The organism is Pantoea sp. RCC30.1, from assembly GCF_058148845.1.
The window spans coordinates 75,448-101,740 of the sequence record NZ_JBXUHX010000002.1 but is presented as its reverse complement, the minus strand read 5'-3'; the positions used below and the strand labels follow the sequence as shown (position 1 = coordinate 101,740).

Annotated in this window: 24 protein-coding genes; 13 read left to right on the top strand and 11 right to left on the bottom strand. The window is 56.9% G+C overall.

Annotation, left to right across the window (positions count from 1 at the left end; genetic code table 11):
- The first annotated feature begins 113 nt into the window (after positions 1–113).
- On the top strand, positions 114–371 hold the full coding sequence (gene bhsA, locus AC2LB6_RS02990) for a multiple stress resistance protein BhsA (protein ID WP_003853680.1): 258 nt from the start codon (positions 114–116) through the stop codon (positions 369–371).
- Positions 372–410: 39 nt separating this feature from the next.
- Positions 411–668 (top strand): multiple stress resistance protein BhsA, encoded by a 258-nt coding sequence (gene bhsA / locus AC2LB6_RS02985; RefSeq protein WP_090960886.1) that lies wholly within the window; start codon positions 411–413, stop codon positions 666–668.
- A 78-nt stretch (positions 669–746) separates the two neighbouring features.
- Here bhsA (AC2LB6_RS02985) and AC2LB6_RS02980 read toward each other — a convergent pair whose 3' ends face one another.
- The 3 genes from AC2LB6_RS02980 to AC2LB6_RS02970 form a co-directional block, all read right to left on the bottom strand.
- Positions 747–1,931, bottom strand: coding sequence for a sugar transporter (locus AC2LB6_RS02980; protein WP_490092392.1), 1,185 nt, complete (start codon positions 1,929–1,931; stop codon positions 747–749).
- Positions 1,932–2,218: 287 nt separating this feature from the next.
- The gene (locus AC2LB6_RS02975; protein ID WP_490092391.1) at positions 2,219–2,479 is read right to left on the bottom strand and encodes a hypothetical protein; all 261 of its coding nucleotides are present in this window, start codon (positions 2,477–2,479) and stop codon (positions 2,219–2,221) included.
- Between the two features lie 159 nt (positions 2,480–2,638).
- Positions 2,639–3,889: an MFS transporter gene (locus AC2LB6_RS02970; RefSeq protein ID WP_490092390.1), complete on the bottom strand. Its 1,251-nt coding sequence runs from the start codon at positions 3,887–3,889 to the stop codon at positions 2,639–2,641.
- 95 nt (positions 3,890–3,984) lie between these two features.
- Between AC2LB6_RS02970 and AC2LB6_RS02965 the strand changes: the two genes are divergently transcribed.
- The 4 genes from AC2LB6_RS02965 to AC2LB6_RS02950 all read left to right on the top strand — a co-directional run bounded on the left by AC2LB6_RS02965 (position 3,985) and on the right by AC2LB6_RS02950 (position 8,594).
- On the top strand, positions 3,985–4,878 hold the full coding sequence (locus AC2LB6_RS02965; protein WP_490092389.1) for a LysR family transcriptional regulator: 894 nt from the start codon (positions 3,985–3,987) through the stop codon (positions 4,876–4,878).
- Between the two features lie 130 nt (positions 4,879–5,008).
- Positions 5,009–6,226: a sugar metabolism global transcriptional regulator Mlc gene (gene mlc, locus AC2LB6_RS02960; protein ID WP_490092388.1), complete on the top strand. Its 1,218-nt coding sequence runs from the start codon at positions 5,009–5,011 to the stop codon at positions 6,224–6,226.
- Between the two features lie 113 nt (positions 6,227–6,339).
- Positions 6,340–7,038: a dethiobiotin synthase gene (bioD, locus tag AC2LB6_RS02955; RefSeq protein WP_490092387.1), complete on the top strand. Its 699-nt coding sequence runs from the start codon at positions 6,340–6,342 to the stop codon at positions 7,036–7,038.
- 179 nt (positions 7,039–7,217) lie between these two features.
- The gene (locus AC2LB6_RS02950; protein ID WP_490092386.1) at positions 7,218–8,594 is read left to right on the top strand and encodes a nucleobase:cation symporter-2 family protein; all 1,377 of its coding nucleotides are present in this window, start codon (positions 7,218–7,220) and stop codon (positions 8,592–8,594) included.
- A 253-nt stretch (positions 8,595–8,847) separates the two neighbouring features.
- On the opposite strand, the gene osmV is transcribed toward AC2LB6_RS02950, so the two are convergent.
- From osmV to AC2LB6_RS02930, 4 genes are read right to left on the bottom strand one after another with little or no spacing between them, the layout of a single operon-like run.
- Positions 8,848–9,984, bottom strand: a complete 1,137-nt coding sequence (gene osmV / locus AC2LB6_RS02945; RefSeq protein ID WP_490092385.1) for an osmoprotectant ABC transporter ATP-binding protein OsmV — start codon at positions 9,982–9,984, stop codon at positions 8,848–8,850.
- The gene (gene osmW / locus AC2LB6_RS02940) at positions 9,984–10,631 is read right to left on the bottom strand and encodes an osmoprotectant ABC transporter permease OsmW (RefSeq protein ID WP_003853661.1); all 648 of its coding nucleotides are present in this window, start codon (positions 10,629–10,631) and stop codon (positions 9,984–9,986) included. The genes osmV and osmW overlap by 1 nt, the downstream gene beginning before the upstream one ends.
- 9 nt (positions 10,632–10,640) lie before the next feature.
- Positions 10,641–11,552 carry a glycine betaine ABC transporter substrate-binding protein gene (locus AC2LB6_RS02935; RefSeq protein ID WP_490092384.1) on the bottom strand — a complete coding sequence of 304 codons (912 nt, stop codon included), beginning with the start codon at positions 11,550–11,552 and terminating at the stop codon, positions 10,641–10,643.
- Positions 11,553–11,569: 17 nt separating this feature from the next.
- Positions 11,570–12,286 carry an ABC transporter permease gene (locus AC2LB6_RS02930; RefSeq protein ID WP_490092383.1) on the bottom strand — a complete coding sequence of 239 codons (717 nt, stop codon included), beginning with the start codon at positions 12,284–12,286 and terminating at the stop codon, positions 11,570–11,572.
- A 392-nt stretch (positions 12,287–12,678) separates the two neighbouring features.
- Between AC2LB6_RS02930 and AC2LB6_RS02925 the strand changes: the two genes are divergently transcribed.
- Positions 12,679–14,145 carry an MDR family MFS transporter gene (locus tag AC2LB6_RS02925; RefSeq protein ID WP_490092382.1) on the top strand — a complete coding sequence of 489 codons (1,467 nt, stop codon included), beginning with the start codon at positions 12,679–12,681 and terminating at the stop codon, positions 14,143–14,145.
- Between the two features lie 39 nt (positions 14,146–14,184).
- Here the strand turns inward: AC2LB6_RS02925 and AC2LB6_RS02920 are convergent, their stop codons facing one another.
- Both AC2LB6_RS02920 and AC2LB6_RS02915 read right to left on the bottom strand, forming a co-directional pair.
- Entirely contained in the window at positions 14,185–14,481 is a 297-nt protein-coding gene (locus AC2LB6_RS02920) for a DUF1161 domain-containing protein (protein WP_179895728.1), read from the bottom strand.
- A gap of 45 nt (positions 14,482–14,526) precedes the next feature.
- Positions 14,527–14,850: a DUF1283 family protein gene (locus AC2LB6_RS02915; RefSeq protein ID WP_490092381.1), complete on the bottom strand. Its 324-nt coding sequence runs from the start codon at positions 14,848–14,850 to the stop codon at positions 14,527–14,529.
- A gap of 279 nt (positions 14,851–15,129) precedes the next feature.
- Between AC2LB6_RS02915 and AC2LB6_RS02910 the strand changes: the two genes are divergently transcribed.
- Positions 15,130–15,456, top strand: a complete 327-nt coding sequence (locus tag AC2LB6_RS02910) for a YnfA family protein (protein WP_090963536.1) — start codon at positions 15,130–15,132, stop codon at positions 15,454–15,456.
- 31 nt (positions 15,457–15,487) lie between these two features.
- Here AC2LB6_RS02910 and ydfG read toward each other — a convergent pair whose 3' ends face one another.
- Positions 15,488–16,234, bottom strand: a complete 747-nt coding sequence (gene ydfG / locus AC2LB6_RS02905; protein ID WP_090963538.1) for a bifunctional NADP-dependent 3-hydroxy acid dehydrogenase/3-hydroxypropionate dehydrogenase YdfG — start codon at positions 16,232–16,234, stop codon at positions 15,488–15,490.
- A 411-nt stretch (positions 16,235–16,645) separates the two neighbouring features.
- Between ydfG and guaD the strand changes: the two genes are divergently transcribed.
- From guaD to dcp, 5 genes are all read left to right on the top strand, one after another.
- Positions 16,646–17,974 (top strand): guanine deaminase, encoded by a 1,329-nt coding sequence (gene guaD, locus AC2LB6_RS02900; RefSeq protein WP_490092380.1) that lies wholly within the window; start codon positions 16,646–16,648, stop codon positions 17,972–17,974.
- On the top strand, positions 17,971–19,413 hold the full coding sequence (xdhA, locus tag AC2LB6_RS02895) for a xanthine dehydrogenase small subunit (protein ID WP_490092379.1): 1,443 nt from the start codon (positions 17,971–17,973) through the stop codon (positions 19,411–19,413). The genes guaD and xdhA overlap by 4 nt, the downstream gene beginning before the upstream one ends.
- Positions 19,403–21,769 (top strand): xanthine dehydrogenase molybdopterin binding subunit, encoded by a 2,367-nt coding sequence (gene xdhB / locus AC2LB6_RS02890; RefSeq protein WP_490092378.1) that lies wholly within the window; start codon positions 19,403–19,405, stop codon positions 21,767–21,769. The genes xdhA and xdhB overlap by 11 nt, the downstream gene beginning before the upstream one ends.
- A complete protein-coding gene (xdhC, locus tag AC2LB6_RS02885; RefSeq protein WP_490092377.1) occupies positions 21,756–22,532 on the top strand; it encodes a xanthine dehydrogenase accessory protein XdhC in 777 nt (258 codons plus the stop codon). The genes xdhB and xdhC overlap by 14 nt, the downstream gene beginning before the upstream one ends.
- A gap of 61 nt (positions 22,533–22,593) precedes the next feature.
- Complete coding sequence (dcp, locus tag AC2LB6_RS02880; RefSeq protein ID WP_490092376.1) at positions 22,594–24,636, top strand: peptidyl-dipeptidase Dcp; 2,043 nt, start codon at positions 22,594–22,596, stop codon at positions 24,634–24,636.
- A 42-nt stretch (positions 24,637–24,678) separates the two neighbouring features.
- On the opposite strand, the gene hpxO is transcribed toward dcp, so the two are convergent.
- Complete coding sequence (gene hpxO, locus AC2LB6_RS02875; protein WP_490092375.1) at positions 24,679–25,836, bottom strand: FAD-dependent urate hydroxylase HpxO; 1,158 nt, start codon at positions 25,834–25,836, stop codon at positions 24,679–24,681.
- Positions 25,837–26,293 lie beyond the last annotated feature (457 nt).

The window sequence follows — 26,293 nt, the reverse complement described above, 5'->3', positions numbered from 1 at the left end:
AAATATTGACGACAAGCCGCATCGGGGTCTATCATTTGTTTAACGGTCGTTAATTAAATAGCGGCAACCTGATTCAGTCCAACCGAATTCAATTACGGAATAGAGAGAATATTATGAAAACCATCAAAACCACCCTGGCAGCTCTGGCACTGACTACCCTGACTTTTGGCGCTTATGCCGCTGACCTCGTCACCAGCGAACCTTCTAATCAGCAGCCAGTAGGCACCATCTCTGTACAGGGCGGCACCAACCTGACCTCCCTTGAATCACAGCTAAGTGCCAAAGCGGATGAAGCCGGTGCGAAATCGTTCCGCATCACCTCAACCAGCGGCCAGAACAAACTGCACGGCACGGCTGTGATTTATCAGTAATTGTGGTTTTTCAACAGATAAAGTGAGAAGGGGTTCGTTATGAAACGTATCAACATGATGGTGGCGGCGGCTGTACTTAGCGGCCTCTCATTTGCCAGCGTGGCGGCCCAGCAGGTCAGCAGCACGCCACTGGATCAGCAAAAAATCGGCGTCATCAGCGCAACGGGCAGTACTAATCTGACCTCGCTGGAGCAGCAACTGTCAGAAAAGGCCAGCGATGTCGGGGCAAAGTCTTTCCGCATCACTTCGACCTCTGGCAGCAACAACCTGCATGGCACAGCCGTTCTATATAAGTAAAAGCACGATAAATATTCATAAACAGGCTTCAGATAAACCCACTTATCTGAAGCCTTTTTTTATTCTTAAGTCACGGCCTTATCCGTTGCTCCGCAACTGGGGATAACGACGGAAGATGTAAACACACCAGAGTAACGCCACCAGACCAATCATCCCGCCGACGTTCCCGACTTCCGCCATGCTCAGATGCAGACTGACCTGATTGCCCAGCAGCGCGCCCGCGCCAATACCGATATTGTAAATACCAGACATTAGCGACATCGCCACATCCGTGGCATCCGGTGCCAGCGATAACACCCGCACCTGCATCCCCAGTCCGATCATCATCATCGCCATGCCCCAGAAAATGCACAGCGTTGAAATAGCGGCAGGTCGGACGGCAGCAAAAATCAACAGTCCCATGCACAGGGTGATCAGCGCGATGGCGGCAATCAGCAGCCCGGAGGGGAATTTATTACCGAGGGTACTGAACAGCACGCTGCCCACAATACCGGCTGAGCCAAACAGCAGCAGCAGCAGGGTCGTGAAGTTGCCACTGGAATGAGCGACGTTCTGCATAAACGGTTCTATATAGCTGTAAGCGGTGTAATGTGCGGTCACCACCAGCGTCACCAGCAGATACATGCTAACCAGCGCAGGACGGCGGAACAGCATCGGCACACTGCTCAGCGAGCCGGTATGCTCACTCGGCAGACGCGGCAGGATCCGCACCAGCATAATCATCAGCACCAGCGCCGAAAGGCCAATCGCGCCGAAGGTGGTACGCCAGCCCAGATACTGACCGACCACGCGGCCAATCGGCACGCCGAGCACCATTGCCAGCGCGGTACCCGTCGCCAGCATACTCAGTGCCTGCGTTTTTTTACCGGCTGGCGCAACGCGAATCGCCAGCGAGGCGGTGATCGACCAGAACACCGCGTGAGACAGGGCGATGCCCACGCGGGACACCATCAGGGACCGGAAATCCCAGGCGACGGTTGAAAGCCCGTGGCTGACGATAAAGATCAGGAACAGCACACCCAGCAGCAGTCGTCGCTCAACATTGCGCGTCAGCAGCATCAGTGGCAACGAGAGCAGTGCGACCACCCAGGCGTAGATGGTCAGCATGATCCCGACATCCGCCGTCGGCATAGAAAAGTCCGCCGCGATATCGGATAGCAGGCCAACCGGCACAAATTCGGTGGTGTTGAACACAAAGGCGGCGATAGCCAGCAATACTACGCGTAGCCAGGCAGTTTTACGTGAAACAGTTGTTGATTGCATGAGGAGTCAAGTCAGTCAGAAAAGCGAATTTGGATGTCGCAGAAACACCCAGCGAAAGTGACCTGCGTCACAAATTAACCGCTATTGTAGTAAATAAACTGGGAAGAGAAACCTTATAAACGCCTTTTAATGCCGAATTTTTATTAACGCCCTGTTACAGGGCGATAGCCTGAGATTATTGAGCGCGATGACGAGTGCGATTCAGTCGCAGCAGGAGTTTGCCTTTACGCAGAAAGAGGCTGGACAGCGCAGCGGGAAGCGTTTCACCACTGCGTTGCCCAATGGTTTTAACGCGGCGTCTGAGTGTGCTTCAGGGCCACACTGAGCTGAGGGGCCTGCTGTCCGGTGTTATTGAGCGGACAGCAGTTTTCACAGCCGATTGCGCCTGCATAATATTTTTTTGCCTGCAGAATGGCGGCATTCACGTGATAAAAACTGCCCAGAAACAGCCTGTTATCCACGTTGGGAAGATGGGGGCACCCTGCCGCATGAACCACATGATTATTGTTATATCCCGATTGTTTATTGACGTAGTAGTAGAGAGCCACAGGCGTTCCTTGTTGCCGTGTTAAAAGGCAAAGCAGATGAATTATTACAATAAAAATGATTATAGCGGGAAACAGGCGTTTTGTTTTTTGTGGATCTGAATGAAATGTTCAGTGTGATGCGTCGCCAGGCCCGGTCAGGCCTGGCGAAAGAAGAGGTTGTCAGAGTTTTTTACTGTGCAGACGCCAGGCAACGGCCAGGGCCAGAATCAGCAGGATGCTGATAAACAGCGTAATCCCGCTCCAGCCAAAGTTATGCCAGAACAACCCGCCCAGTGTGCCCGCCACGCTGGAACCCACGTAGTAGCTGAACAGATAGAGTGAAGAGGCCTGGCCCCGCGCCCGGCGAGCACGCGGGCCAATCCAGCCGCTGGCGACCGCATGTGCAGCAAAAAAACCGGCGGTAAACAGCATCATCCCGGGCAGGATCAGCCAGAGGGAGTTAAAGGCCGTCGCCAGCAAACCCAGCAACATGATGGCCGTTGCGCCCAGCATCACTGGTCCGCGTCCGAGGCGGCTGGTCAGCGCGCCCGCTTTAGGCGAACTCCAGGAGCCGGTGAGATAGACCACTGACAACAGCCCGACCATGGCCTGACTGAGATGCCAGGGCGCGTCCAGTAAGCGATAGCCAATGTAATTGAACAGAGTGACGAAGGCGCCCATCAGCAGGAAGCCTTCGGCAAACAGCCATGGCAGGCCCGGATCACGCCAGTGCAGCCGGAAGTTAATCAGCAAATTACGCGGACGCAGAGTGATAGGTCTGAAATGCCGCGATGCCGGCAGAATTTTCCAGAACATCAGTGCCGAGGCCAGCGAGAAACAGCCGATCACCGCCACAGCGATCCGCCAGGAGAAAAGGTCGGTCAGCACACCGCTCAGCAGACGTCCGCTCATCCCGCCTATCGAATTACCGCTGATATACAAACCCATCGAAAAGGCGACGACTCGCGCATCTATCTCTTCGCTGAGATAGGTCATTCCCACCGCCGCCACACCGCTGAGCGACAGGCCCATCAGCCCCCGCATAATCAGAATGCCGTGCCAGCTGGTCATTGTTGCCGAGATCAGCGTGCAGATGGCGGCCAGCATCAGGGCGGTCACCATCACCGATTTACGCCCGACAGCATCAGAGAGCGGACCGGTGACCAGCAGGCCCAGCGCCATCAGGCCGGTAGAGATGGAGAGTGACAGGCTGCTGGTCGCAGGAGAAACACCAAACTGCTGAGAGAGCACCGGCAGAATCGGCTGCACACAGTAGAGCAGGGCAAAGGTTGCCAGTCCGGCGGAGAAAAGGGCCAGCGTCACACGCATAAATTTGGGTGTTCCCCGGCGGATATAACCTGAAGCGGCAGTGGACTCAGACGCGGCAGGCACCGCTTCCTCATCCACTGTTGCCTGTATTGAGCGACTCACACATCTTCCTCTATGTCAGAAAACCTGTCGTCAGCTTAGGAAAGCGGCATTATGATGTCTAATATATTAATAATCTCAAATAAGACGTTTTAAATATGAATATTGAGCTGCGTCATCTGTGCTACTTTATTGCGGTCGCAGAAGAGTTACATTTCGGGCGTGCAGCCCAGCGGCTGAACATTTCTCAGCCGCCGCTCAGCCAGCAGATTATTCAGCTGGAATCGGAGACAGGCGCAAGGCTGTTTAACCGTACCAACCGCAGTGTACAGCTCACCGCAGCCGGACATCAGTTGCTGAATGATGCCCGCGCGATTCTGTTACAGGTTGAGCAGGCCGCCAATCGCGCGGCCCGGTTGCATCGTGGTGAAGAGGGAGAGCTGCGGATCGGCTTTACCTCTTCGGCTCCGTTTACCGCCGTGGTTTCCGATGCGCTGTTCCGCTTTCGTCAGCGCTGGCCGCAAGTGCATATTCAGATGCAGGAGATCAATACCCGCCAGCAGCTGGCACCATTGCATGATGGACGGCTCGATCTCGGCGTAATGCGCAACACGCCGCTGCCAGCCGATCTGCGACATCAGCTGCTGCTGAGCGAGCCGCTTTATGCTGTGGTGCATAAGGCGCATTCGCTGGCTGACGCCGACAAAATCTCTGTAACTGCCCTGGCGACGGAACCCTTTGTCTTCTTCGATCCTCAGGGCGGAACCGCGCTCTACAGCGATATTCTGGCGCTGCTGCACCGCTATCACATCAAGCCCTATATCACCCAGGAAGTAGGTGAAGCGATGACCATCCTGGGGCTGGTAGCAACCGGTCTGGGCGTATCCATTCTGCCTGCCTCATTCCGGCGAGCGCGGCTGGCCGATCTGGTCTGGCTGCCGTTAACGGAAGAGGACGCCATTTCAGAGCTGTGGCTGGTCTGGTCAGCCGGACGCGAAATGAATGCCCAGATGGAGAACATGATGGCGTTGCTGCGGGAAAATCTGCCCTGAAGCTTCCGGTTCACCGCATCAATCTGTGCGATAAATCACATATTTAATCAAATATTTGACGCTGTCGCCTGATCTGCCTCACCATGGCGCATGTTTATTTAGAAGCGCGAAAATAACCGGGAGCAGGGTTGTGAATCCGGACAGTCAACCTGGCCACATTGACCAGATCAAGCAGACCAATGCAGGTGTCGTATATCGATTAATTGACCGTCACGGTCCCATTTCGCGTATCGAACTTTCCCGCCGTGCCCAGCTCGCCCCGGCCAGCATTACTAAAATTGTGCGTGAAATGCTCGACGCGCATCTGGTGCAGGAGACCGAGTATCAGGATCCCGGCAGTCGTGGCCGTCCGGCGATAGGCCTGATACTGGATACTGACGCCTGGCACTATCTGGCGATCCGTCTTCATCGCGGCGCAATGACTTTTACGCTGCGCGATCTCAGCAGCCGGGCGCTGGTGGAAGACAGCCTGCCGCTGCCTGATGAGTCCTCGCAGCCGTTACTCACCGCGCTGATTGAACAGGTTGATGCCTTCTTTATCCGTCATCAAAAGAAGCTGGAACGCCTCACGGCGATTGCCATTACGCTGCCGGGGCTGATCAACGCCGCGTCAGGTGTAGTGCATCGGTTGCCGGGTTACGAGGTGCGTGATATGCCGCTGGGCGATGCGCTGGCGGCGCGAACCGGCTTACCGGTGTTTGTGCAGCATGACATTTCAGCCTGGACGCTGGCGGAGTCGCTGTTTGGCGCCTCACGCGGTGCACAGGATGTGATTCAGATCGTGATTGATGAAACTGTGGGCGCTGGCGTCATCAGTGGCGGTCAGCTGCTGCATAAAAGTGGCAGGGCGCTGGTCGAGATTGGCCATACCCAGATCGATCCGTATGGTCAGCAGTGCTACTGCGGAAACCATGGTTGTCTGGAGACAGTGGCCAGCACCGGCAGCCTGTTGGCGCTGGCGGCACAACGTCTGCCTGCTCAGCCTGACAGTCTGCTTAATAATCAACCGCTGACGCTGGAGTCACTGTGCGCGGCCGCGCAGTCCGGCGACCGTCTGGCGCGCGATACCATCGCCAGCGTCGGTCATCACGTTGGACGGATTCTGGCGATGATGGTCAACATCTTCAATCCACAACATATTCTTATCGGTTCCCCTCTTAATGCCGCCGCTGATGTACTGTTTCCGGCTGTGAGCAACACCATTCTGCAGCAGTCACTGCCCGCCTACAGCGCGAGCATCCAGCTGGCACCTACTGAATTTAGCGAGCCGGGAACGCTGGGCGGTGCCGCGCTGATCAAAGACGCGCTCTATAACGGACATCTGTTAGTGAAACTGTTGCAAGGTTAAGCAGACCTGAACTTGCGCTAACGCAATCCGTTCTTATCCTCCATTCCTTAAAATGCCGTTACGCAGCAAGGTTAATCACCGATTAACCGCAACGGTTTGAGAGGAGAAGTTGAGTGAACAGACTATTCGTTACCGGTACCGATACCGCAGTGGGGAAAACGGTGGTGTCACGCGCCCTGTTACAAAGTTTTATCCAGACCCGACTCAGTGCAGTCGGCTACAAGCCCGTCGCGCGCTGTGCGGTCAAAACCGCTGACGGCCTGCGTAACAAAGATGCACAGGTTCTGCAAAGCGCTTCCTCCATCGACTTGCCCTATGAGGCGATCAATCCATTGGTTTTCCAGGAAGAGGAGATCTGCACCCATCCGGGGCAGAACATCGATTATGGTTTGCTGACCCGCGGATTAAGCAGCCTGACACAGCAGGCCGATCGCGTGGTAGTGGAGGGCACCGGCGGCTGGCGGAGCCTGATGAACGATGGCCGTCCGCTCTCCTGCTGGGTCGTTGAGCAGCAACTGCCGGTGGTACTGGTAGTCGGTATTCAGTCGGGCTGTATCAGTCACGCCCTGCTGACGGCAGAAGCGATAGCCCTGGATGGACTGCCGCTGGTCGGTTGGGTCGCGAATCGCATTAATCCGGGACTGGCACAGTACAGCGACATCATTGAAATCCTGCGCGAAAAAATCGGGGCGCCGCTGCTGGGTGAACTGCCTTATCTGCCGCGGGCAGAACAGCGTGATCTAACGCCTTACATCGATATTTCCCTGCTGGAGCCAGACACGCTGCACGCTGTGAGTGCAAAGATCGCCTGATTATGAAACAAAAAAGTCATCTGAGTCAGCGTTGAGCCTAAAGTTTCAGGTTCGCCGCTGGCTCTCTGTATAAATTTCCCCTTATATTTTAACGGCCTGGCTCGTAATACGCGAAAGAGGGACGGTATGGCGCAGAAAATGCATTAACTCCGCTTATCACACAGAGCTGGAGTTCCACCATGTCGCACTCACACGAGAAAGGTTTGTTATATGGGCTTGAAGCCCGCATTGGCCCCATCCCGGCATTTTTCGCTGCGCTGCAACATCTGCTCGCCAGCGTGGTGGGCATCATCACGCCACCGCTGATCATTGGTTCAGTGCTGGGGTTGCAAACCTATCTTCCTTATCTGATCAGCATGTCGCTGTTCGTCTCCGGCTTAGGCACCTTTATGCAGGCCAGACGCTTTTATGGCGTCGGGGCGGGGATGATCTGCCTGCAGGGCACCAGCTTCGCGTTTCTGGGCGTGATCCTCTCCGGTGGCCTGATGGTGAAAGGGCGCGGCGGTTCGCCGGAAGAGATTATGGCGATGCTGTTTGGCTGCAATCTGGTGGCGGCTCTGATTCCGGTTCTGATCAGCCGCTGCGTTGGCTCGCTGCGCAAGGTACTGACGCCGGTCGTGACCGGCACGGTGATCACCCTGATTGGCATCAGTCTGATCAAAGTGAGCATCACCGACTGGGCTGGCGGTCACAACGCCACCGATTTTGGCTCGCCGGGGAATCTGGCTCTGGGCGCGCTGACGCTACTGGTGATCGTGGCGCTAAACCGTTCGCGTAATCGCTGGGCGCGGCTTGTGGCGGTAGTGGCTGGCATCGCGGTGGGCTGTATTGCGGCAGCCTTAACCGGTCATCTGCAACTGAAAGTCGCGCCGGAGAGCAGCTGGCTGGTGCTGCCTGCCTTCTTCCGGTTTGGCTTCGCCTTTGACTGGACCATTTTCCTGCCGATTGCGCTGGTATCCGTCATCGCGGTGATTGAAGCGGTCGGCGATCTCACCGCCAACTGCCTGATTTCCCAGCAGCCGATCACCGGCAAGCCTTTTCAGCAGCGGCTGCAGGGCGGCATCGTCGCCGATGGCCTGAGCTGCGTGCTGGCAGCGGTGTTCTCCGCCTTTCCTAACACCACTTTTGCGCAGAATAATGGCGTGATTCAGATGACCGGCGTCGCCAGTCGTTATGTCGGTATGCTGCTGGGAATTATGCTGGCGCTGCTGGGACTCTTTCCCTTTGTTGGCTCGCTGCTGCAGCAGATCCCGCCTTCAGTGCTGGGCGGGGCAACCATTGTGATGTTTGGCAGCGTGGTCGCTGCGGGTATCCGGGTGATGACTCAGACACCGCTAGGCCGCCGTGAGATGCTGATTGTCGCCATTTCATTCGGGATTGGTCTGGGCGTGGAAGCGGTGCCGGAGGTGCTCAGGCAGTTCCCGCCGCTGATTAATAGTCTGTTTGGTCATGCGGTGACGACCGGCGGCATTCTGGCTATTGTGCTCAATCTGGTACTGCCAGACGAGGCACCTTCGGTGGAAGAGGTTGAGGCGGAAACACTGACTGAAAGCTAGATAATGCACAAGGCCGAAGTTGCTCTGACAGCCGGCTCAGAAATTCAAAGCGATGGGGGCATCCGCCTGTAGCAAAGCATCGCGGGCCAGGGATGGGCTACGCTGTCCCGGCGTGGGACGCTTTCCTCCTCTGACCATGTTCCCTTCGGGTTGAAATTTTGTATTGCTGTCAGCCTCACCCAGGCTGGGGTTATTCTTCGAAAAAAAGGGCCTGAGTGGCCCTTTTTGTCTGACTTATATCACTATGACGAAATTACGGATTCAGACGACGACGGGTTCGACCCGAGCTGAGGTAATCCGCAATATAATCCTGCGAAATCTCCCCGCTATAGCGACCCTCTTCATCGACAATCGGCATCCAGACCGTGTTGTGCTCATAGAGTTTTGACAGCACCACGCGAAGGTTCTCTTCGGCTTTACCGGTCACCTTAAAGGTGTGCAGCTTCTCTTCACAACGGCCACTCGCGTTACGCGCCTCACGACGTTTCACGAAGCCCAGCGGTTTGCCATCCTCATCGACCACGGTAATCGACCGCATGTCGTTATCATCCATCATGCCAAAAGCTTCATCCAGCGGGGTCGAGCGGCGCACGGTGATGGTCGGCTGCTGATCGGTCACGTCGCCCGCCTGCACCAGTAACAGACGCTTAAGCGTGCGGTCCTGACCGACAAACGAGCCAACGAAATCATTGGCTGGAGTGGCCAGCAACTCATCCGGGCTGGCGCACTGCACGATCTTACCCTGACCAAATACTGCGATGCGGTCGCCCAGCTTCAGCGCTTCGTCAATATCGTGACTCACCAGCATCACGGTTTTCTTCAACTGACGCTGCATGTCGAGAAATTCGTTCTGGATCACTTCTCGGTTAATCGGGTCAACGGCACCAAACGGCTCATCCATCAGCAGCACCGGTGGGTCCGCGGCCAGGGCACGAATCACGCCGATACGCTGCTGCTGACCACCGGACATCTCACGCGGATAGCGATGCAGGAATTTGGTCGGGTCCAGCGCGACCATGCTCATCAGCTCGGTTGCCCGCTCACGGCACTGCTTCTTGTTCCAGCCCAGCATGCGCGGCACCACGGTAATGTTCTCCTCGATGGTCATGTTGGGAAACAGACCTATCTGCTGGATAACATAGCCGATGTTGCGGCGCAGGGTGGTGGTGTCCTGGGTGCTGGTATCTTCACCATTAATCAGGATCCGGCCGCTGGTAGCGGGAATCAGACGGTTAATCATCTTCAGCGTGGTGGTCTTACCGCAGCCGGATGGCCCCAGCAGCACACACATCTCACCGGCTGGCACATGCAGGCTGACGTTATCGACGGCTTTATTGGTGGTGCCGTTTTTCTGAGTAAAGGTTTTCGTCAGGTTTTCCAGCGTAATCATTATCGAATCCCCTTTGGAGTGAGCGCCTGCTGCAAACGGTGCAGCAGCCAGTCAAGAAAAATAGCCAGCAGACAAATCATCAATGCCCCGGCAATCAACATACGAATATCACTACCGCTGATACCATCCAGCAGCAACTGGCCCAGACCGCCCGCGCCAATCACGGCGGCAATCGCCATCACGCCAACGTTCATCACCACGGCGGTACGGATGCCGCCGAAAATCACTGGCAACGCCATCGGGATTTCAACCCAGCGCAGACGCTGCCAGAAGGTCATGCCGATGCCCCGACCCGCTTCACGCAGACCGTCCGGCAGATTCTCCAGCGCGGTGTGGGTATTGCGCACAATCGGCAGCAGCGAGTAGAGGAACACGGCGGTAATCGCCGGCAGCGCGCCGATGCCCTGACCGATCAGTGAAAACACCGGAATCATCAGACCAAACAGCGCAATGGTAGGAATGGTCAGCACCACGGTGGCGATACCGAGAATCGGCGTTGCCAGCCATCTGACGCGTACAATCAGAATGCCAAGCGGTACGCCAATCACAATTGCCAGACCGACCGCCACCAGCACCAGCCAGCTGTGCTGCCAGCTCAGGGTGAGCAGGGTGCTCCAGTTATCCATGATGTAGTGAAGGGTATCCACAGTGCCTCCTTACAGCATGTTTTTGGATTGAAGGAAGTCACGCGCCACTTTTTCCGGTGACTCATGATCGATATCGACCCGCTTGTTCAGCTCCGTGATCGCCTCATCGGTGATCTGCGCAGAAAGCTGATTCAGTGCGGTATCCAGCCCAGGATGGCTCGCCAGCACATCCTGACGCACAACCGGCGTCACGTTGTAGCTCGGGAAGAAGTGTTTATCATCCTCCAGCACTTTCAGGTCGAAGCCTTTAACCCGGCCATCGGTGGTGTAGATCAGTCCGGCATCCACGAATCCGTCGCGAATGGCGTTGTAGACCAGTCCCGGATCCATCTGGCGGATTTGCGGACGGTCGAGTTCCAGGTTATAGGTCTTCTGCAGCGGCTTCATGCCGTCAGAACGACCGGAGAACTCCAGGTCCAGCCCCAGACGCCAGTTATGATCCGGGTCAGATTTCCGCACCTGCTCAATCTTCGCAACCAGCTGCGACATGGTGCTGATGCCTTCTTTCTCGGCCCGTTTACGGGTCATGGCAAAGGCATAGGTGTTGTTCATGGGTGCCGGGTTAAGCCAGACCAGCCCCAGTTTGGCATCCAGCCTTTTCACCGTCTCATACGCCTGCTGTGAAGACATGGGCTGATTGATATGGTTAAAGATGATCAGTGAAGTACCGGTATATTCCCAGACCATATCAATCTGCTTATTCAGCAGCGCATTACGACCAATAGTGGTGGCGATATTACGTTTAGGGACCACCTCAAAGCCTTTCTTCTGCAGCCACAGCACCGTCATCGCTGACAGGATATGCTGCTCGGTAAAACTCTTGGTTGCCATCACCAGCGGGGCAGCAGCCTGTGCCGTCTGGCTTAGCAGAAGCGTCGCGGTCAGCGCGACAACGCTTTTCTTAATCCACTTCGTTAGCATTACAAAGCTCCTTGTGGTCAGGCCGCAGCGTGCGGACTCAGAAAGCGGCCCAGCGCGGCCAGCATCATATCCAGTACCAGCGCCACCAGCGCGGTGGCAACGGCGCCCAGAATCAGCGTCGGGAAGTCATTCAGATAAATACCGGGGAAGATCAGCTCACCAAAGCTGCTGGCACCAATCAGGAAGGCCAGTGGAGCGGTACCGACGTTGATGGCGGTGGCGATGCGCACGCCTGCAAGGATCACTGGCATGGCATTGGGCAGCTCAACCTGACGCAGACGTTGCCATTTGGTCATGCCGATACCGTTGGCGGCCTCAATCAGCGAAGGAGGCACCGCGCTCAGACCAGAGAAGGTGTTGCGGACAATAGGCAGCAGCGACGCCAGAAACAGCGCAATCAGCGCCGGACGATCGCCAATGCCGAGAATCACCATCGCCAGCGCCAGCACGGCAAGCGGTGGCAGGGTGTTTCCCACATTGAAAATCTGCATCACATACTCGGCCCAGCGACGCGCAAACGGGCGACTGAGCAGGATGCCGCTGGGAATACCAACCAGCAGAGCGAACAACATTGACCAGAAAACTAAGAAGAGGTGTTGCTGCCCGAGATAGAGCAGATCGACTTTACGTGCGACCAGCTGATCCCAGCCTAAGCCCCAGATCAGTACTGCGATCACCGCGACCACTGCAAGCAGTGCCAGACCGGCGCGTTGGGCCAGTGAAGCATTTTGCATAGGAGAATCTCCCTGATGACGATCTCAATTGTTATAACAACCATAAACAGCCCGACAGGTGCGACAAAAATTGCCGCCGCGCCCAAAACCGAAACTGCGATAAAATGTAGATAAACTGACTGTTTATCCACTCTTTTCCAGCGAATACCGAATAAGATGGGGTAATGCTATAGCAGGCCTTTTTTGCACAAGCCAGCTTTTAAGCCATATATCAGTCAGATAGAAACAGGTTAAAATGGTGTTAAAGCCGCATAGCCGCTGGGCTAATGCGACAATAAAAAAAATTCATCGACTTTTAGTGACACCGTCACAGATGGCGCAGAAGATGCGCACGCGCGGGAAACTGCTTCGGCTGTTTTTGAGCTAGCCTTGCAGATTAAAAAAGGAACCCTATGACTGAAAGCGCACAACTCCAGACCGGACATCGCCACTGGATCTTAATTGCCTGCATGCTGGCGATGTTTATGGCGGCCATTGAAGTCACCATTGTGGCCACCGCGATGCCCACCATCATTGCTGACCTCGGCGGTTTTTCGCAGTTTGGCTGGGTCTTCTCCATCTATCTGCTGACTCAGGCGGTCAGCGTGCCGCTTTACGGGCGGCTGGCGGATATGGTGGGGCGCAAAACGATGTTTTTTGTCGGCACCTCCATCTTCCTGGTGGGATCGGTACTGTGTGGCTTCGCCCATACCATGACCTGGCTAATCCTGTTCCGGGCGTTTCAGGGCCTGGGAGCAGGCGCGATCATGCCGCTCAGCTCCACCATCGTGGCGGATATCTATTCGCCGCGCGAACGCGCCAGCGTGCAGGGCTGGCTCTCCAGCGTCTGGGGCGTGGCGGCGATAGTGGGGCCGCTGACCGGCGCCTGGCTGGTGCAGCATTTTAGCTGGTCGGTGATTTTCTGGGTCAATCTGCCGATTGGCCTTATCAGCATGCTGATGCTGGCGCGCTGGTTACCGGCGCACCAGAAGGAGGAGAAATCGCAGCCGCTGAATCTGGCAGGTAGCGGCTGGCTGATGCTCTGCGTGACCGCGCTGCTGGTTGCGCTGTTACAGGCAGAACAGCTGGGCGTCTGGCTGGTGCCGTTCCTGATTTTCTCACTGTTCGCGGGCTGGCAGCTTAAGCGCCATGAGCAGCGTTCAGCAGCACCGCTGTTTCCGCTGATCATCTGGCGCAGCCGGCTTATCGTGGCCGGTAATGCGGGCAATTTGATTATCGGGGCGGCCATGATGGGCATCAGCGCGTTTCTGCCCACCTGGATTCAGGGGATCCGCGGCGGCTCACCGCTACAGGCGGGCAGTGTGCTGGCGATGATGTCGATTGGCTGGCCGCTGGCCAGCACCCTCAGCGGCAGACTGATGCTGCACACCTCCTATCGCTTCACCGCCCAGCTCGGCGCGCTGTTGCTGGTCACCGGCAGCGCCTTGCTGCTGTTCTTACAGCCCGCAAGCTCTCTCTATCAGGCGGGCTTCACGGCGTTTCTGATCGGTACCGGCATGGGGATGACCAGCACCACGTTCCTGGTTTCCGTGCAGAACCAGGCGGACTACCAGATTCGCGGCATCTGTACTGCATCAATCATGTTCAGCAGGATGATCGGCTCGGCAGTGGGGACGGCAATTATGGGCGCGGTGCTGAATCTGAATCTGCAATGGCGACTGCCGCAGGTGCAGGATCCGGTGCAGCAGATTATGTCCGAACCCAGTCGTCAGCAGTTGCAGCCGGAAACCCTGCAGCAGATGGTGGCGGCGATAGCAACATCACTCCACTGGGTGTTCGTGGTGGCATTGGTGATTGCACTGTTTGCGGTGGGTGTGGCATGGATGATGCCGCGTCAGCGGCCGGAACAGGCGGACTAGCAGGCAGGGCGACAGGATGTCGCCCTGATGTGAATCTGACTACTGTGCAGGCGCGTCCTGCGAACTGCCGGCACTGGCGGGGACGCTTGCTTCGTCGTCACGGCCAGTGCGCTTATAAACAATTTTTTGTGTGTCGTTTTCACAATGTCCGACAACCTGACCGCCCGCCTGATCAACCTGATCGTTGGCGACGACGTCGAGACTAAAACCTGATTCAGGCACACCGTTCTGAATGATTTTCTGGCTGATATCGGCTTTCACCGATTCACAGGATGCCTGTGCCATCAGCGGCAGAGCTAAAAACGCCGCGCTTAACAAAACCCTCTGTAGCTTCATCACGTCTTCCTTATGTTAGTCGTCCGTCATTACTATAGCTCAAATTTACGGCGCTACCGGGCGACCTGAACGACGATCCAGGCAACGCAGGGTGTTAGGTTCCCAGTAGGCGTTGAGATTGAGGCTCTGCTCGCATTTATCGCGGGTATCAAAGGCGCGGTCGGTCTTATCAAACTCTTTTTCGACGCGGGTATTCACTTTATTACGCAGCATGCGCGTGTCATTCCATTGCTCTTTATCCTGGCGCGCTGCTTCATTGCCCAGCGCGGTGCTGCCATCTTCAATGATCAGACGATTCGTGTTCGCAGTGGCAGTCAATGCCGCAGAGGAGAGCAGAACCAACAGCACGGCAGGGATCATTTTTTTCATCACAATATCCTTTAGTTAACGCAAACATCGCCATCTGCGACGGCTGTTACAGCGAGTACTCTTAGAGCCTATCCCATCAGGCGTCATTGTTGCAGTCAGTCTGGACATGGTCAGCGCGGTACAATCCGGCGTGCATGCAGTACGTGAGGATTTTGAGCACTGCCCGGGTTCAGAGTGGTAAATAAAATAGCCTGATGGCATAAGTTCTTAGTATATCATCGCCGTTTCTTAGCTCACCAGTGGTGAGACGTTTGTTTACGTTCAGGAGAGGTAAGGGTGCTGATTAAGACCGCCTTGCTGTTTTTTGTTACCGCACTGGCGGAGATCACTGGCTGCTTTCTGCCATGGTTGTGGCTGAAAAAAGGCGGCTCAGCCTGGCTGTTACTGCCCGCAGCGGCCAGTCTGGCGCTGTTTGTCTGGCTGCTGACTCTGCATCCTGCTGCCAGCGGACGGGTTTACGCTGCCTATGGTGGCGTCTATGTGCTCACCGCACTGCTCTGGTTACGGGTGGTGGATGGCGTGAAGTTAAGCGCGTGGGACTGGAGCGGGGCACTGATCGCGTTCAGCGGCATGCTGATTATCGTCATGGGCTGGGGACGCGGCTAGCGCCAGCCGGGCGGGCTGGCGCTGTAGAGAATTACGGCTTGTGGACTTTCAGGCCCGCCAGCGTCTGACTGACCGGCATCATCTCAAGGCTATTGATGTTGACATGCTTAGGCAGCGTGGCGACCCACCAGACCGCTTCTGTCACATCTTCCGGCGTCAGCGCTTTAGCACCTTCATAAACCTGACCCGCTTTGTCATCATCGCCTTTAAAACGTACGTTGGAAAATTCAGTGCCGCCAACCAGACCCGGCTCGATGTCGGTTACGCGCAGCGCGGTGCCATGTAAATCGGTGCGCAGATTAAGGCTAAACTGACGGACAAAGGCTTTGGTCGCGCCATAAACGTTGCCACCGGCATAAGGCCAGCTACCGGCAATCGAACCGATGTTGATGATATGACCGACATCACGCTCCACCATTTGTGGCAGCAGGGCGCGAGTCATGTAGACCAGACCTTTGGTATTGGTGTCGATCATGTTTTCCCAGTCTTCAACGTTGGCCTTGTGCGCAGGCTCAATGCCCAGCGCCAGACCGGCGTTGTTAACCAGCACATCGATATTGCGCCATTCGGCCGGTAACTGTGCCACCGCCTCTTCAATGGCGGCACGGTTACGCACATCCAGCTGCACGGTATACAAATTCTCGCCCAGCTCATCCTTCAGCGCTTTTAAACGTTCGGCGCGGCGTCCGGTGGCAATCACTTTGTGACCATTCTCAATAAAGCGGCGGGTGATGCTTTCACCAAAACCGGCGGTCGCGCCGGTGACAAAAATAATCATCTCACTGTTCCTTATGCCATTTTCAAAGTCGATGGCTTCACCATAGCATTTCATTTCCGCTTCTGCGCGTGGAAAAGCGACCCGGCCTGTAAACGGATTTTACTATGCTATCCGCTGCGCCTTTTCGGGGCAGCCTGCACCTTAAAAGGGCAAATTTGCGGGCAGCAGGCCATACTCAGAATGATCAATGTGCCCCGGTTTCTTTAGCAACCGTTTGCATCGACTCCGCAAACGGTTGCTAAGCTACCAGAAGCCAGCTTTGTTGCGCAATGCCCTCTGTCCGGGGTTATTTTATTGATAAATAAGCAATTTATTTCATTCCGGTTCTGGCACGCAGGTTGCAAGGTTTTATAAAGATATCAGAGAGAATCACCGGCAAAATTAAATCGCGCATTCAGAAAGGACATACCCATGCTATCAGCAACCGACACGGCGATACGCGCCAGCTTCTTTGACTTTACTGGCGTGGTGGATCGTCCCGACGACCTGGCCGGGCAGGCGCGCTATCTGGAGGATGGGCTGCTGCTGCTGCGTGATGGACATGTGGCAGGGCTGGATAGCTGGGAGAACAGTGAAGCGATGCTGTCGGGTCATCTGGTGACCGATCTGCGCGGCAAACTGATCGTGCCGGGTTTTGTCGATACCCACATTCATTATCCGCAGACAGAAATGATTGGCGCTTTCGGGGAACAGCTGCTGGAGTGGTTGAATCACTACACTTTCCCGGTCGAAGCGCAGTATCACTGCCCCGATCACGCTGCAAAAATGTCCGCCTTTTTCCTGCATCAGCTGCTCTCTAACGGCACCACCAGCGCGCTGGTGTTTGGCACCGTCCATCCGCAATCGGTGGAGGCGCTGTTCAGCGCGGCCGAAGCCCTGAACATGCGACTGATCGCCGGTAAAGTGATGATGGATCGCAATGCGCCCGATAATCTCATCGAAACTCCGGAACAGAGCTACCAGCAGACACGGGCGCTGATTGAGCGCTGGCACCAGCGTGGACGGCTGAGCTACGCCCTGACGCCGCGCTTTGCGCCGACCTCATCCCCGCAGCTGCTGGCAAAAGTACAGCAACTGCGTCAGGAGTTTCCGGATACCTGGCTGCACACCCATCTCAGCGAAAACCCGCAGGAGGTCGCCTGGGTGAAAGCACTGTTCCCGGAGCGCGAGGGCTATCTGGATGTTTATCATCATCACCAGCTGACCGGCCGCCGCAGCGTCTTTGCGCACTGCCTGCACCTGGAAGAGAAAGAGTGGCAGTGTCTGCACGATACCGATTCTTCTATTGCCTTCTGTCCCACCTCGAACCTGTTCCTCGGCAGCGGCCTGTTTAACATTAAGCGCAGCTGGCAGCAGGGCGTGAAAGTGGGGATCGGCACCGATGTCGGTGCAGGTACCACCTTTAACATGCTACAGACCCTGGGCGAAGCTTACAAAGTCGGTCAGCTACAACACTACCGGCTCAGCGCCGCCGAAGCCTTTTATCACGCCACACTGGGCGGCGCGCGCGCACTGGATCTCGACCACGCGATCGGGAATTTCAACATCGGCAAAGAGGCGGACTTTGTGGTGCTCGACCCGGCGGTCTCTGCGCTGCAGCAGTTGCGCATCAGCAACAGCAAAGATATCTGGGAAAAGTTGTTTGTATTAATGACGCTGGGTGACGACCGCAACATTGCCCAGACCTGGGTCGGTGGTCGCCCGGTCTGGCAGCGCGATGCACAGGAGCAAGCCGCATGATCCAGTTTCTGTTAAACAACCAGCTGGTCAGCGAAGACGCGCTCGACCCTAATCTCACAGTACTCAACTACCTGCGCACCCGTCAGCATCGTCCAGGCACCAAAGAGGGCTGCGCTTCAGGCGACTGCGGCGCGTGCAGCGTCACTCTCGGCAAAGCCGTCGGGGGAGAGATGCAATATGAAACGGTCAACAGCTGCCTGACGCTGATCTCTGCGTTACAGGGCAAACAGCTCATTACGGTTGAGGATCTGCGTCATGGTCGCGCACTGCACCCGGCGCAGCAGGCGATGGTCGACTGCCACGGCTCGCAATGCGGATTCTGCACGCCAGGTTTTGTGATGTCGTTGTTCAGCCTGCAAAAAAATGCAGCGGGCTGGGATCGTCATCAGGCGGAGACCGCGCTGGCGGGCAACCTCTGCCGCTGCACCGGCTACCGGCCAATCATGGCTGCCGCTGAACAGCTCTGTTCGCAGCCGGTCACGGACCAGTTTGATCACAGCGCTGCCGACACTGTGCAGCGGCTGGAGGGGCTGGCAACCCCGGATATGCAGGAGATAGGCGGTGAGGGTCGCCGCTGCTTCCTGCCCAAAACCCCGTCTCAGCTGGCAGATATCTATCTGGCGCATCCTGATGCGAAGCTGATTGCCGGTGGCACCGATCTCAGCCTGCAGATTACCCAGCAGCATAAGAGAATACCGCTGTTGATTGCGCTGGAGCAGGTTACCGCGCTGAAAGTCTGCAGCGAATTTGACGACCACTACCTGCTGGGCGCAGGCGCATCGCTGCAGCAGGTCAGCGAGTTTCTTGCCAGCCGCATTCCCGGTGTAAGCGAGATGCTGCAACGCTTTGCTTCACTGCAAATCCGCCTGCAGGGCACACTCGGCGGTAACATCGGCAACGCCTCCCCGATAGGTGATGCCTCGCCGGTACTGCTGGCCCTGAATGCCAGCCTGTTGTTACAGCGGGGTGAGCAGCAGCGCAGCCTGCCGCTGGACCAGTTCTTTACCGGCTATCGCCAGACGCAGCTGGAAAAAGGGGAGTTTATTCGCGCCATTCGCATTGATAAGGTGACGGTGTCACCTGACTTTGTCGCCTGGAAGGTTTCTAAACGGCTGGATGATGATATCTCTGCTGTGTTCGCCGCCTTCAACCTGCAAATCGAACAGGGCGTGGTGAGTTCCGCCCGCATCGCCTTTGGCGGCATGGCGGCCACACCGCAGCGCGCCCGTCACTGTGAACAGGCACTCATCGGTCAACCGCTGAATGCCGTGACGGTGTCACGTGCTGCCGCCGCACTGGAAGCCGATTTCCAGCCGCTTTCCGATTTCCGCGCCAGCAGTGACTACCGCCTTCAGGTGGCAAGAAACCTGCTACGCCGCTACTGGCATCGCCACAACGGCGAAATCACCTGCCTGGAGGTCTCCCGCTATGTCTCATAACCGTCCTGAACTCAACGAAGAGGTGATCAAGGCGCAATATGCCGCGGATTTACAGAGCGGCGTGGGTCGCAGTAATCGCCATGAGAGCGCGGAAAAACATGTCTCCGGCGAGGCGCGTTTTATCGACGACAAGCCAGAACTGCCGGGACTGCTGCATCTCTGCCCGCGTCTGAGCGAGCACGCTCACGCGCGCATTCTGCATATTGATGTGCAGCCGTGCTATGCCATTCCCGGCGTCGTCAGCGTCCTGACCTGGCAGGATGTGCCGGGCATCAATGATGTTGGGCCTCTGGAGCCAGGCGATCCGCTGCTGGCCCATGACAAAGTGGAATATCTGGGACAGATCGTGATCGCGGTGGCGGCGGAATCCCCCGACGCTGCGCGTCTTGGCGCGGCCGCTGCGGTGATTGAATATGAGGTACTGGAACCGCTGCTGGATGTGGAACAGGCGCTGGCACAGGGCAGCTTTGTGCAGGAACCTCACATTCACCAGCGCGGTGATGTGGAAGCGGCACTGGCGCGTGCGCCGCATCGGGTCAGCGGGTCGTTTCATATTGGCGGCCAGGAGCATTTCTATCTGGAAACCCAGACGGCAATGGTCATCCCTGGCGAAGATCAGCAGTTGCAGGTCTTCTCCTCAACCCAGAATCCTACTGAAGTGCAGAAGCTGGTGTCGGAAGTGATGGGCATCAGCCTGAATCAGGTGACGATTGATATGCGCCGGATGGGCGGCGGCTTTGGTGGCAAAGAGACGCAGGCGGCCGGTGTCGCCTGTCTCTGTGCGATCGTGGCGCGTCAGACCGGCCGGGCGGCGAAGATGCGGCTCTCGCGCCGCGACGATATGCGCGTTACCGGCAAACGCCATCCGTTCTTTGTGCGCTACGACGCGGGTGTTGAAGAGGATGGTCGTCTGTGTGGCATCAAAATCGATCTGGCCGGAAACTGCGGTTATTCGCTGGATCTTAGCGGATCGATCGTCGATCGTGCCATGTTTCACGCCGATAACGCCTATTATCTCGGCGATGCGCGGGTAACCGGCTATCGCTGCCGTACCAACACTGCCTCGAACAGTGCCTATCGCGGCTTTGGCGGGCCACAGGGCATGGTGGCGATTGAACAGATCATGGATCATATCGCCCGTGAGCGCGGGCTGGATCCGCTGGCGCTGCGCAAGCGTAATTACTATGGCAAGCAGGATCGCAACATCACCCATTACCACCAGCAGGTCGAGGACAATCTGCTGGATGAGATCACTGAACAGCTGGAGCAGAGCAGCGACTATCAGGCGCGCCGCACGGAAATCACGGCGTTTAACGCCTGCAGTCCGTTGCTGAAACGTGGTCTGGCGCTGACGCCGGTAAAATTCGGCATCTCCTTTACCTCCAGCTTCCTCAATCAGGCGGGTGCGCTGATCCTGATCTACACCGATGGCACGGTACAGCTGAACCACGGCGGCACCGAGATGGGTCAGGGGCTGAACACCAAGGTGATTCAGATTGTGGCTGAAGTGCTGCAGATTGAGACCGATAAGATTCAGATCACCCCCACTGACACCGGCAAAGTACCCAACACCTCGCCGACAGCGGCCTCCAGCGGCGCTGACCTCAACGGGAAGGCGGCGCAGAATGCGGCTGAAATCCTGCGCGACCGCATGACCGCGATGCTTTGCGAACTGCATCAGTGCGACGCAGCGGCGGTGAGCTTCCGCAACGGCGTGGTGCGTGCCGGAGAGAAACATTATACCTTCGCCGAAGTGGCGAAGCTGGCCTGGCTGAATCAGGTGCCGCTCTCGGCCACCGGTTACTACCGCGTGCCCGGCATTCATTACGACCGCGTGGCCGGGTGCGGCACGCCGTTCTATTACTACGCCTATGGTGCGGCCTGCTGCGAAGTGGTGATCGATACTTTAACCGGTGAATCCCGCCTGCTGCGTGCCGACATCCTGCATGACGTTGGAGCGTCGCTGAATCCGGCCATCGACATCGGCCAGGTCGAAGGGGGCTTCGTGCAGGGCGTCGGCTGGCTCACCTGCGAAGAGCTGGTGTGGAGTGATAAAGGTCAGCTGCTGACCGATGGTCCGGCAAGCTACAAAATTCCCGCCATCAGCGACGTCCCGGCGGACCTGCGGGTGACGCTGGTGGAGAACCGCAAAAACCCGAAGGATACGGTGTTCCACTCCAAGGCCGTGGGCGAACCGCCGTTTATGTTAGGGATAGCCGCCTGGTGCGCACTGCAGGATGCGGTCGCCAGTGTGGCCGATTACCGGCAGCATCCGCTACTGGATGCGCCCGCGACGCCGGAGCGCATCTTCTGGGGCGTGCAGCGTCTGACGGGAGCCATTAATGATCTATCATGACTGGATCGGTGTACTGCATCAGCTGCGCGAAAAACGCCAGAGCTGCGTATTAATCACCGTGCTCAGTGATCGTGGTTCGGTGCCGCGAGACAGCGGCAGCAAAATGGTCGTCACGCAGCAGGAGAGCTTTCTTACCATCGGAGGCGGTCATCTGGAGTTTGCGTGCATCGCCCAGGCCAGGGCGATGCTGCAGAGCGGGGCAACCGCGCCACATACTGAGGATTTCAGCCTTGGCGCCAGACTCGGACAGTGCTGTGGCGGCAAAACCACGCTGCTGTTTGAGCCGCTGCTTCAGGCGCAGCCGGAAATATATCTGTTCGGCGCGGGCCACGTCGGACAGGCAGTCGTGAATCTGCTGGCGACGTTACCCTGTCACATAAACTGGATCGATAGCCGTCCGGGGCAGTTCAGCAGCGTTCCCGCTGGCGTGGTGACCTGGCAGCCGGAGGACCCGCTAGACTGCGTGACGCAGGCGCCTGCGGGTAGCTATTTTATTATCATGACCCACCATCATCCGCTCGACTTTGAACTGTGCGAAGCGGTGCTGAAACGCGGCGATTTCCGCTATGCCGGGTTGATCGGTTCTGAGACCAAAAACCAGCGTTTCCGCTACCGGCTGGCAGGCAAGGGCGTTCAGAGCGAACCGCTGGCACGCCTGCGCTGTCCGGTTGGCCTGCCAGATGTTAAAGGCAAGCTGCCCGCCGAGATTGCGGTGGCGATTGCCGGTGAAATCATCAGCGTTTATCAGCAGCAAATCGCCTGAGTTGTCGCCTGCGCGGCAACCTGTCAGGATAAGACTTTGCGATGCCCATCAGGAGCGAACCATGAACGCCCGTCAGAATCCCTTCTTTAGCGTCAGCACATTGCCTTACCAGGCACCTCCCTTTGACCAGATTGAGGAGCAGGATTTCCTGCCTGCGCTACAGGCGGGCATCGAGGAGAAGCGTCAGGAGATCGAGGCGATCGCCCTGAACAGCGAAGCGCCCACCTTTCTCAACACCTTTGAGGCGCTGGAGAAAAGCGGCCAACTGCTCAACCGGGTGAATCTGGTTTTCGGTGCCATGACCTCGGCTCACACCAGCCCCTGGCTGCAGCAGGTGGATGAGGAGGTCGCACCCCAACTTACCGCGCTCAACGATGACATCATGCTAAACCGCCCGCTGTTTTCACGGCTCGATGCGGTCTATCTGCAGCGCGCCAGACTGGATGCCGAATCAAAACGGCTGGTTGAGGTGATCTGGCAGCGCTTCCAGCTGGCGGGCGCCAATCTGCCGGAGGCGCAGAAGCAGCAGCTTAAAGCGTTGAACCAGGAAGCCGCCCGGCTCAGTACCCGTTTCACCAATAAACTGCTGGCCGCCACCAAAGCGGGCGGTCTTGTGGTCGATGATTTGCAGCAGCTGGCGGGGCTGTCACCGGCCGACCTTGCAGTGGCGCAGGCGGAAGCGCAGGCACGCGGTCTGGAGAAAAGCTGGCTGCTGGTGCTGCAGAACACCACTCAGCAACCCGCGTTGCAGAGCCTGACCGATCGCGCAACCCGTGAAGCGCTGTTCAAGGCGGGTGTGACACGCACGGAAAAAGGCGATGAGAACGACACCCGCGAGCTGGTGTTACGGCTGGCGCAGGTCAGGGCGGAGCAGGCGCGGCTGCTGGGATTTGCCAGCTATGCTGAGTGGAAACTGCAGGATCAGATGGCAAAAACGCCCAAGGCCGCGCTGGCGTTTATGCATAACATTGTGCCAGCCGCGCGCGCCCGTGCCGAACGTGAATCGGCGGACATCCAGCAAACTATCGACCAGCAGCAGGGTGATTTTACGCTGCAGGCCTGGGACTGGCGTTTTTATGCCGAACAGGTGCGGCGCGCCCGCTACGATCTCGCTGAGAGCCAGATTAAGCCCTACTTTGAACTGAATTCGGTGCTGCAGAATGGGGTGTTCTGGGCGGCGACGCAGCTCTATGGCATCCGTTTTACCGCGCGACAGGATCTGCCGGTTTATCATCCTGACGTGCAGGTCTATGAGATTTTCGATGCGGATGAGACACCGCTGGCGCTCTTCTACACCGACTTCTTCAAACGCGACAGCAAAGGCGGCGGTGCCTGGATGAGTAACTTCGTCAACCAGTCAACGCTGCTCGACAGCAAACCGGTGATCTACAACGTCTGTAACTACACCAAACCGCCAGCCGGTGAACCGGCGCTACTGAGCTGGGACGACGTCATCACGATGTTTCATGAGTTCGGCCACACGCTGCACGGGCTGTTTGCCAGCCAGCGCTATCCGAGCCTGTCGGGCACGGAAACCCCGCGCGATTTCGTCGAGTTTCCTTCGCAGATCAATGAGCACTGGGCCAGCGAGCCGGCGGTGTTCCGCAATTACGCCCGTCACTATCAGACTCACGAACTGATGCCCGCTGAGCTGCATGAAAAGATTGTCCGGGCTGCAACGTTCAACAAAGGCTATGAGATGAGCGAGTTGCTGGCTGCCGCGCTGCTGGATCTGCACTGGCATAGCCTTAACCGTGATTCCGCGCCGCAAAGCGTGGAGGGATTCGAGCAGCAGGCGTTGCAGGGCGACAATATGGCGCTGACAGCGGTGCCGCCGCGCTATCGTTCCAGCTATTTCCAGCACATCTGGGGCGGTGGCTATTCCGCAGGTTATTACGCCTATATCTGGACGCAGATGCTTGCCGACGATGGCTATCAGTGGTTTACGGAACAGGGCGGACTGACGCGTGAAAACGGCGACATCTTCCGGCAGAAGATTCTGTCGCGGGGGAACAGCAGCGATCTTAAAACGCTGTATGAAAGCTGGCGGGGCGCACCACCGCAGCTGGAGCCGATGCTGAAGAATCGCGGTCTGGCAGATTAATAATAACAAGGGCTGTCACGATGACAGCCCTTGTTTTTGGGGTTAACCCAGCGGGCCACCTTCAATGGTTTCGCACATTCCGGCCAGCACCCGCTCACCGGTTTCGTTTTTCAGTGACTGATACCACTCCGCCGTGACCGCCGGGTCGCGAGCATGGGTAACATCACAGCGTTTGCGTGCTTTCAGCACCAGATCTTTTACCCGCTCAACGCGACGCGCCTGATAGCGTAGCAGCGCATCTTCGATGCCCAGTGAATGGGACGCCAGCGTGGCGGCCAGCACCACGGCATCTTCCATCGCCGCGCAGCCTCCCTGACCAATATCGGGCGTGGTGCTGTGAGCCGCATCACCCAGCAGGGCAACACGTCCTTTGACAAAGCGGCTGAACGGTTCGATGTCGTGGATCTCTACCCGGTTGGTGGTGTCCGGATTAATCGCCGCGATCAGCTGCTGCACCGGCGCTGCCCAGCCCTGGAAATAGCCGGTTAAGTCCGCTTTCACGGTGCTGCGATCCTGCGGCAGTCCCTTCGGTAGCGGCACATCAAAGAAGAAGTAGAATCGATTGCCGCTGACCGGCATCAGTGACACGCGCTTGCCGTCACCGACAAACGTGGTCCACTGGTCGGCGGGCGCAATGCGCTCGTCAACGGTGACCAGACCATTCCAGTTAACGTAACCGGCGTAGCGGCGCTCCAGCTTCTCTTCCAGCACATACTCGCGGATCACCGAATGGGTGCCATCCGCGGCAATCAGAAAATCACCGCTGGCCTGACTGTTATCGGAGAAAGTGGCGATCACGCCGTCTGCGGTCTCTTCGACCTGGATCACCCGCTTACCAAACTGCACCCGCTCACGGCCAAAAGTATCAATCAGCATCGCCTGCAGTTCTGCGCGCGCCACCGGACAGGGATATTCGCCAACCTGTTTCACCATCGGCTCCATGCTGAAGCGGGTCAGGGGGGCACCGGTGGCGCCGTCGTGATAGGCCATAAAGGCCATATTGCCGCCCAGTTCGCGCAGTGCGGTTTTCATTCCCAGCGCATTCAGGCATTTAACCCCGTTGGGCCAGATGGAAATCGCGGCACCGACGGGCTTCATTTCCTGAACGGCTTCATAGACTTCCACATCAATTCCGGCTTTCTCCAGCGCAATGGCGCTGCTCATTCCGCCAATACCGCCACCAATCACGATTGCTTTCATAATGCTCTCCTGTCTGCATATCGTATTCCTGCAACTTTTGTACCAGAGAGGCGCTTAACAGGGAGGTTATGGTTAAAATCAATAAAATCATTAGATTGGATGGTATCGGTTACGTTACTGCCCACGTTGGGTTTCTGAAGTGATGCACTTAATTGTGGCAAATAAACGAGCTAAAAAGGTGCAGAGGCGAATAAGCTGCATCTTTCGTTTCATGCTTTAAGTCATTAACAGTGGACTATTTCAGGGCCAGTGATCCGTCAGAAGGCGCTATCGAACCCCTGTGCGTCTCACCCGGTTTCTTACGTTAAAAGTTATAAACTAAATTACCGTTTCGCTTTAATATAATTCCTGACAAATAATAAAACATTTACATAACAACTGGCGCGAATATTGTCTGAAGCATTCTCGCTATATTCAACAGTGAGTTAGCCAGACACAGTTACACACACCTGTTAAT

What these genes read in the sequence shown, in the direction of transcription:
- bhsA (WP_003853680.1), top strand. Translation starts at nt 114, where the DNA reads ATGAAAACCATCAAAACCACCCTGGCAGCTCTGGCACTGACTACCCTG.
- bhsA (WP_090960886.1), top strand. Translation starts at nt 411, where the DNA reads ATGAAACGTATCAACATGATGGTGGCGGCGGCTGTACTTAGCGGCCTC.
- AC2LB6_RS02980 (WP_490092392.1), bottom strand. Translation starts at nt 1,931, where the DNA reads ATGCAATCAACAACTGTTTCACGTAAAACTGCCTGGCTACGCGTAGTA.
- AC2LB6_RS02965 (WP_490092389.1), top strand. Translation starts at nt 3,985, where the DNA reads ATGAATATTGAGCTGCGTCATCTGTGCTACTTTATTGCGGTCGCAGAA.
- AC2LB6_RS02950 (WP_490092386.1), top strand. Translation starts at nt 7,218, where the DNA reads ATGTCGCACTCACACGAGAAAGGTTTGTTATATGGGCTTGAAGCCCGC.
- osmV (WP_490092385.1), bottom strand. Translation starts at nt 9,984, where the DNA reads ATGATTACGCTGGAAAACCTGACGAAAACCTTTACTCAGAAAAACGGC.
- AC2LB6_RS02935 (WP_490092384.1), bottom strand. Translation starts at nt 11,552, where the DNA reads ATGCTAACGAAGTGGATTAAGAAAAGCGTTGTCGCGCTGACCGCGACG.
- AC2LB6_RS02930 (WP_490092383.1), bottom strand. Translation starts at nt 12,286, where the DNA reads ATGCAAAATGCTTCACTGGCCCAACGCGCCGGTCTGGCACTGCTTGCA.
- AC2LB6_RS02925 (WP_490092382.1), top strand. Translation starts at nt 12,679, where the DNA reads ATGACTGAAAGCGCACAACTCCAGACCGGACATCGCCACTGGATCTTA.
- AC2LB6_RS02920 (WP_179895728.1), bottom strand. Translation starts at nt 14,481, where the DNA reads ATGAAGCTACAGAGGGTTTTGTTAAGCGCGGCGTTTTTAGCTCTGCCG.
- AC2LB6_RS02915 (WP_490092381.1), bottom strand. Translation starts at nt 14,850, where the DNA reads ATGAAAAAAATGATCCCTGCCGTGCTGTTGGTTCTGCTCTCCTCTGCG.
- ydfG (WP_090963538.1), bottom strand. Translation starts at nt 16,234, where the DNA reads ATGATTATTTTTGTCACCGGCGCGACCGCCGGTTTTGGTGAAAGCATC.
- guaD (WP_490092380.1), top strand. Translation starts at nt 16,646, where the DNA reads ATGCTATCAGCAACCGACACGGCGATACGCGCCAGCTTCTTTGACTTT.
- xdhA (WP_490092379.1), top strand. Translation starts at nt 17,971, where the DNA reads ATGATCCAGTTTCTGTTAAACAACCAGCTGGTCAGCGAAGACGCGCTC.
- xdhB (WP_490092378.1), top strand. Translation starts at nt 19,403, where the DNA reads ATGTCTCATAACCGTCCTGAACTCAACGAAGAGGTGATCAAGGCGCAA.
- xdhC (WP_490092377.1), top strand. Translation starts at nt 21,756, where the DNA reads ATGATCTATCATGACTGGATCGGTGTACTGCATCAGCTGCGCGAAAAA.
- dcp (WP_490092376.1), top strand. Translation starts at nt 22,594, where the DNA reads ATGAACGCCCGTCAGAATCCCTTCTTTAGCGTCAGCACATTGCCTTAC.
- hpxO (WP_490092375.1), bottom strand. Translation starts at nt 25,836, where the DNA reads ATGAAAGCAATCGTGATTGGTGGCGGTATTGGCGGAATGAGCAGCGCC.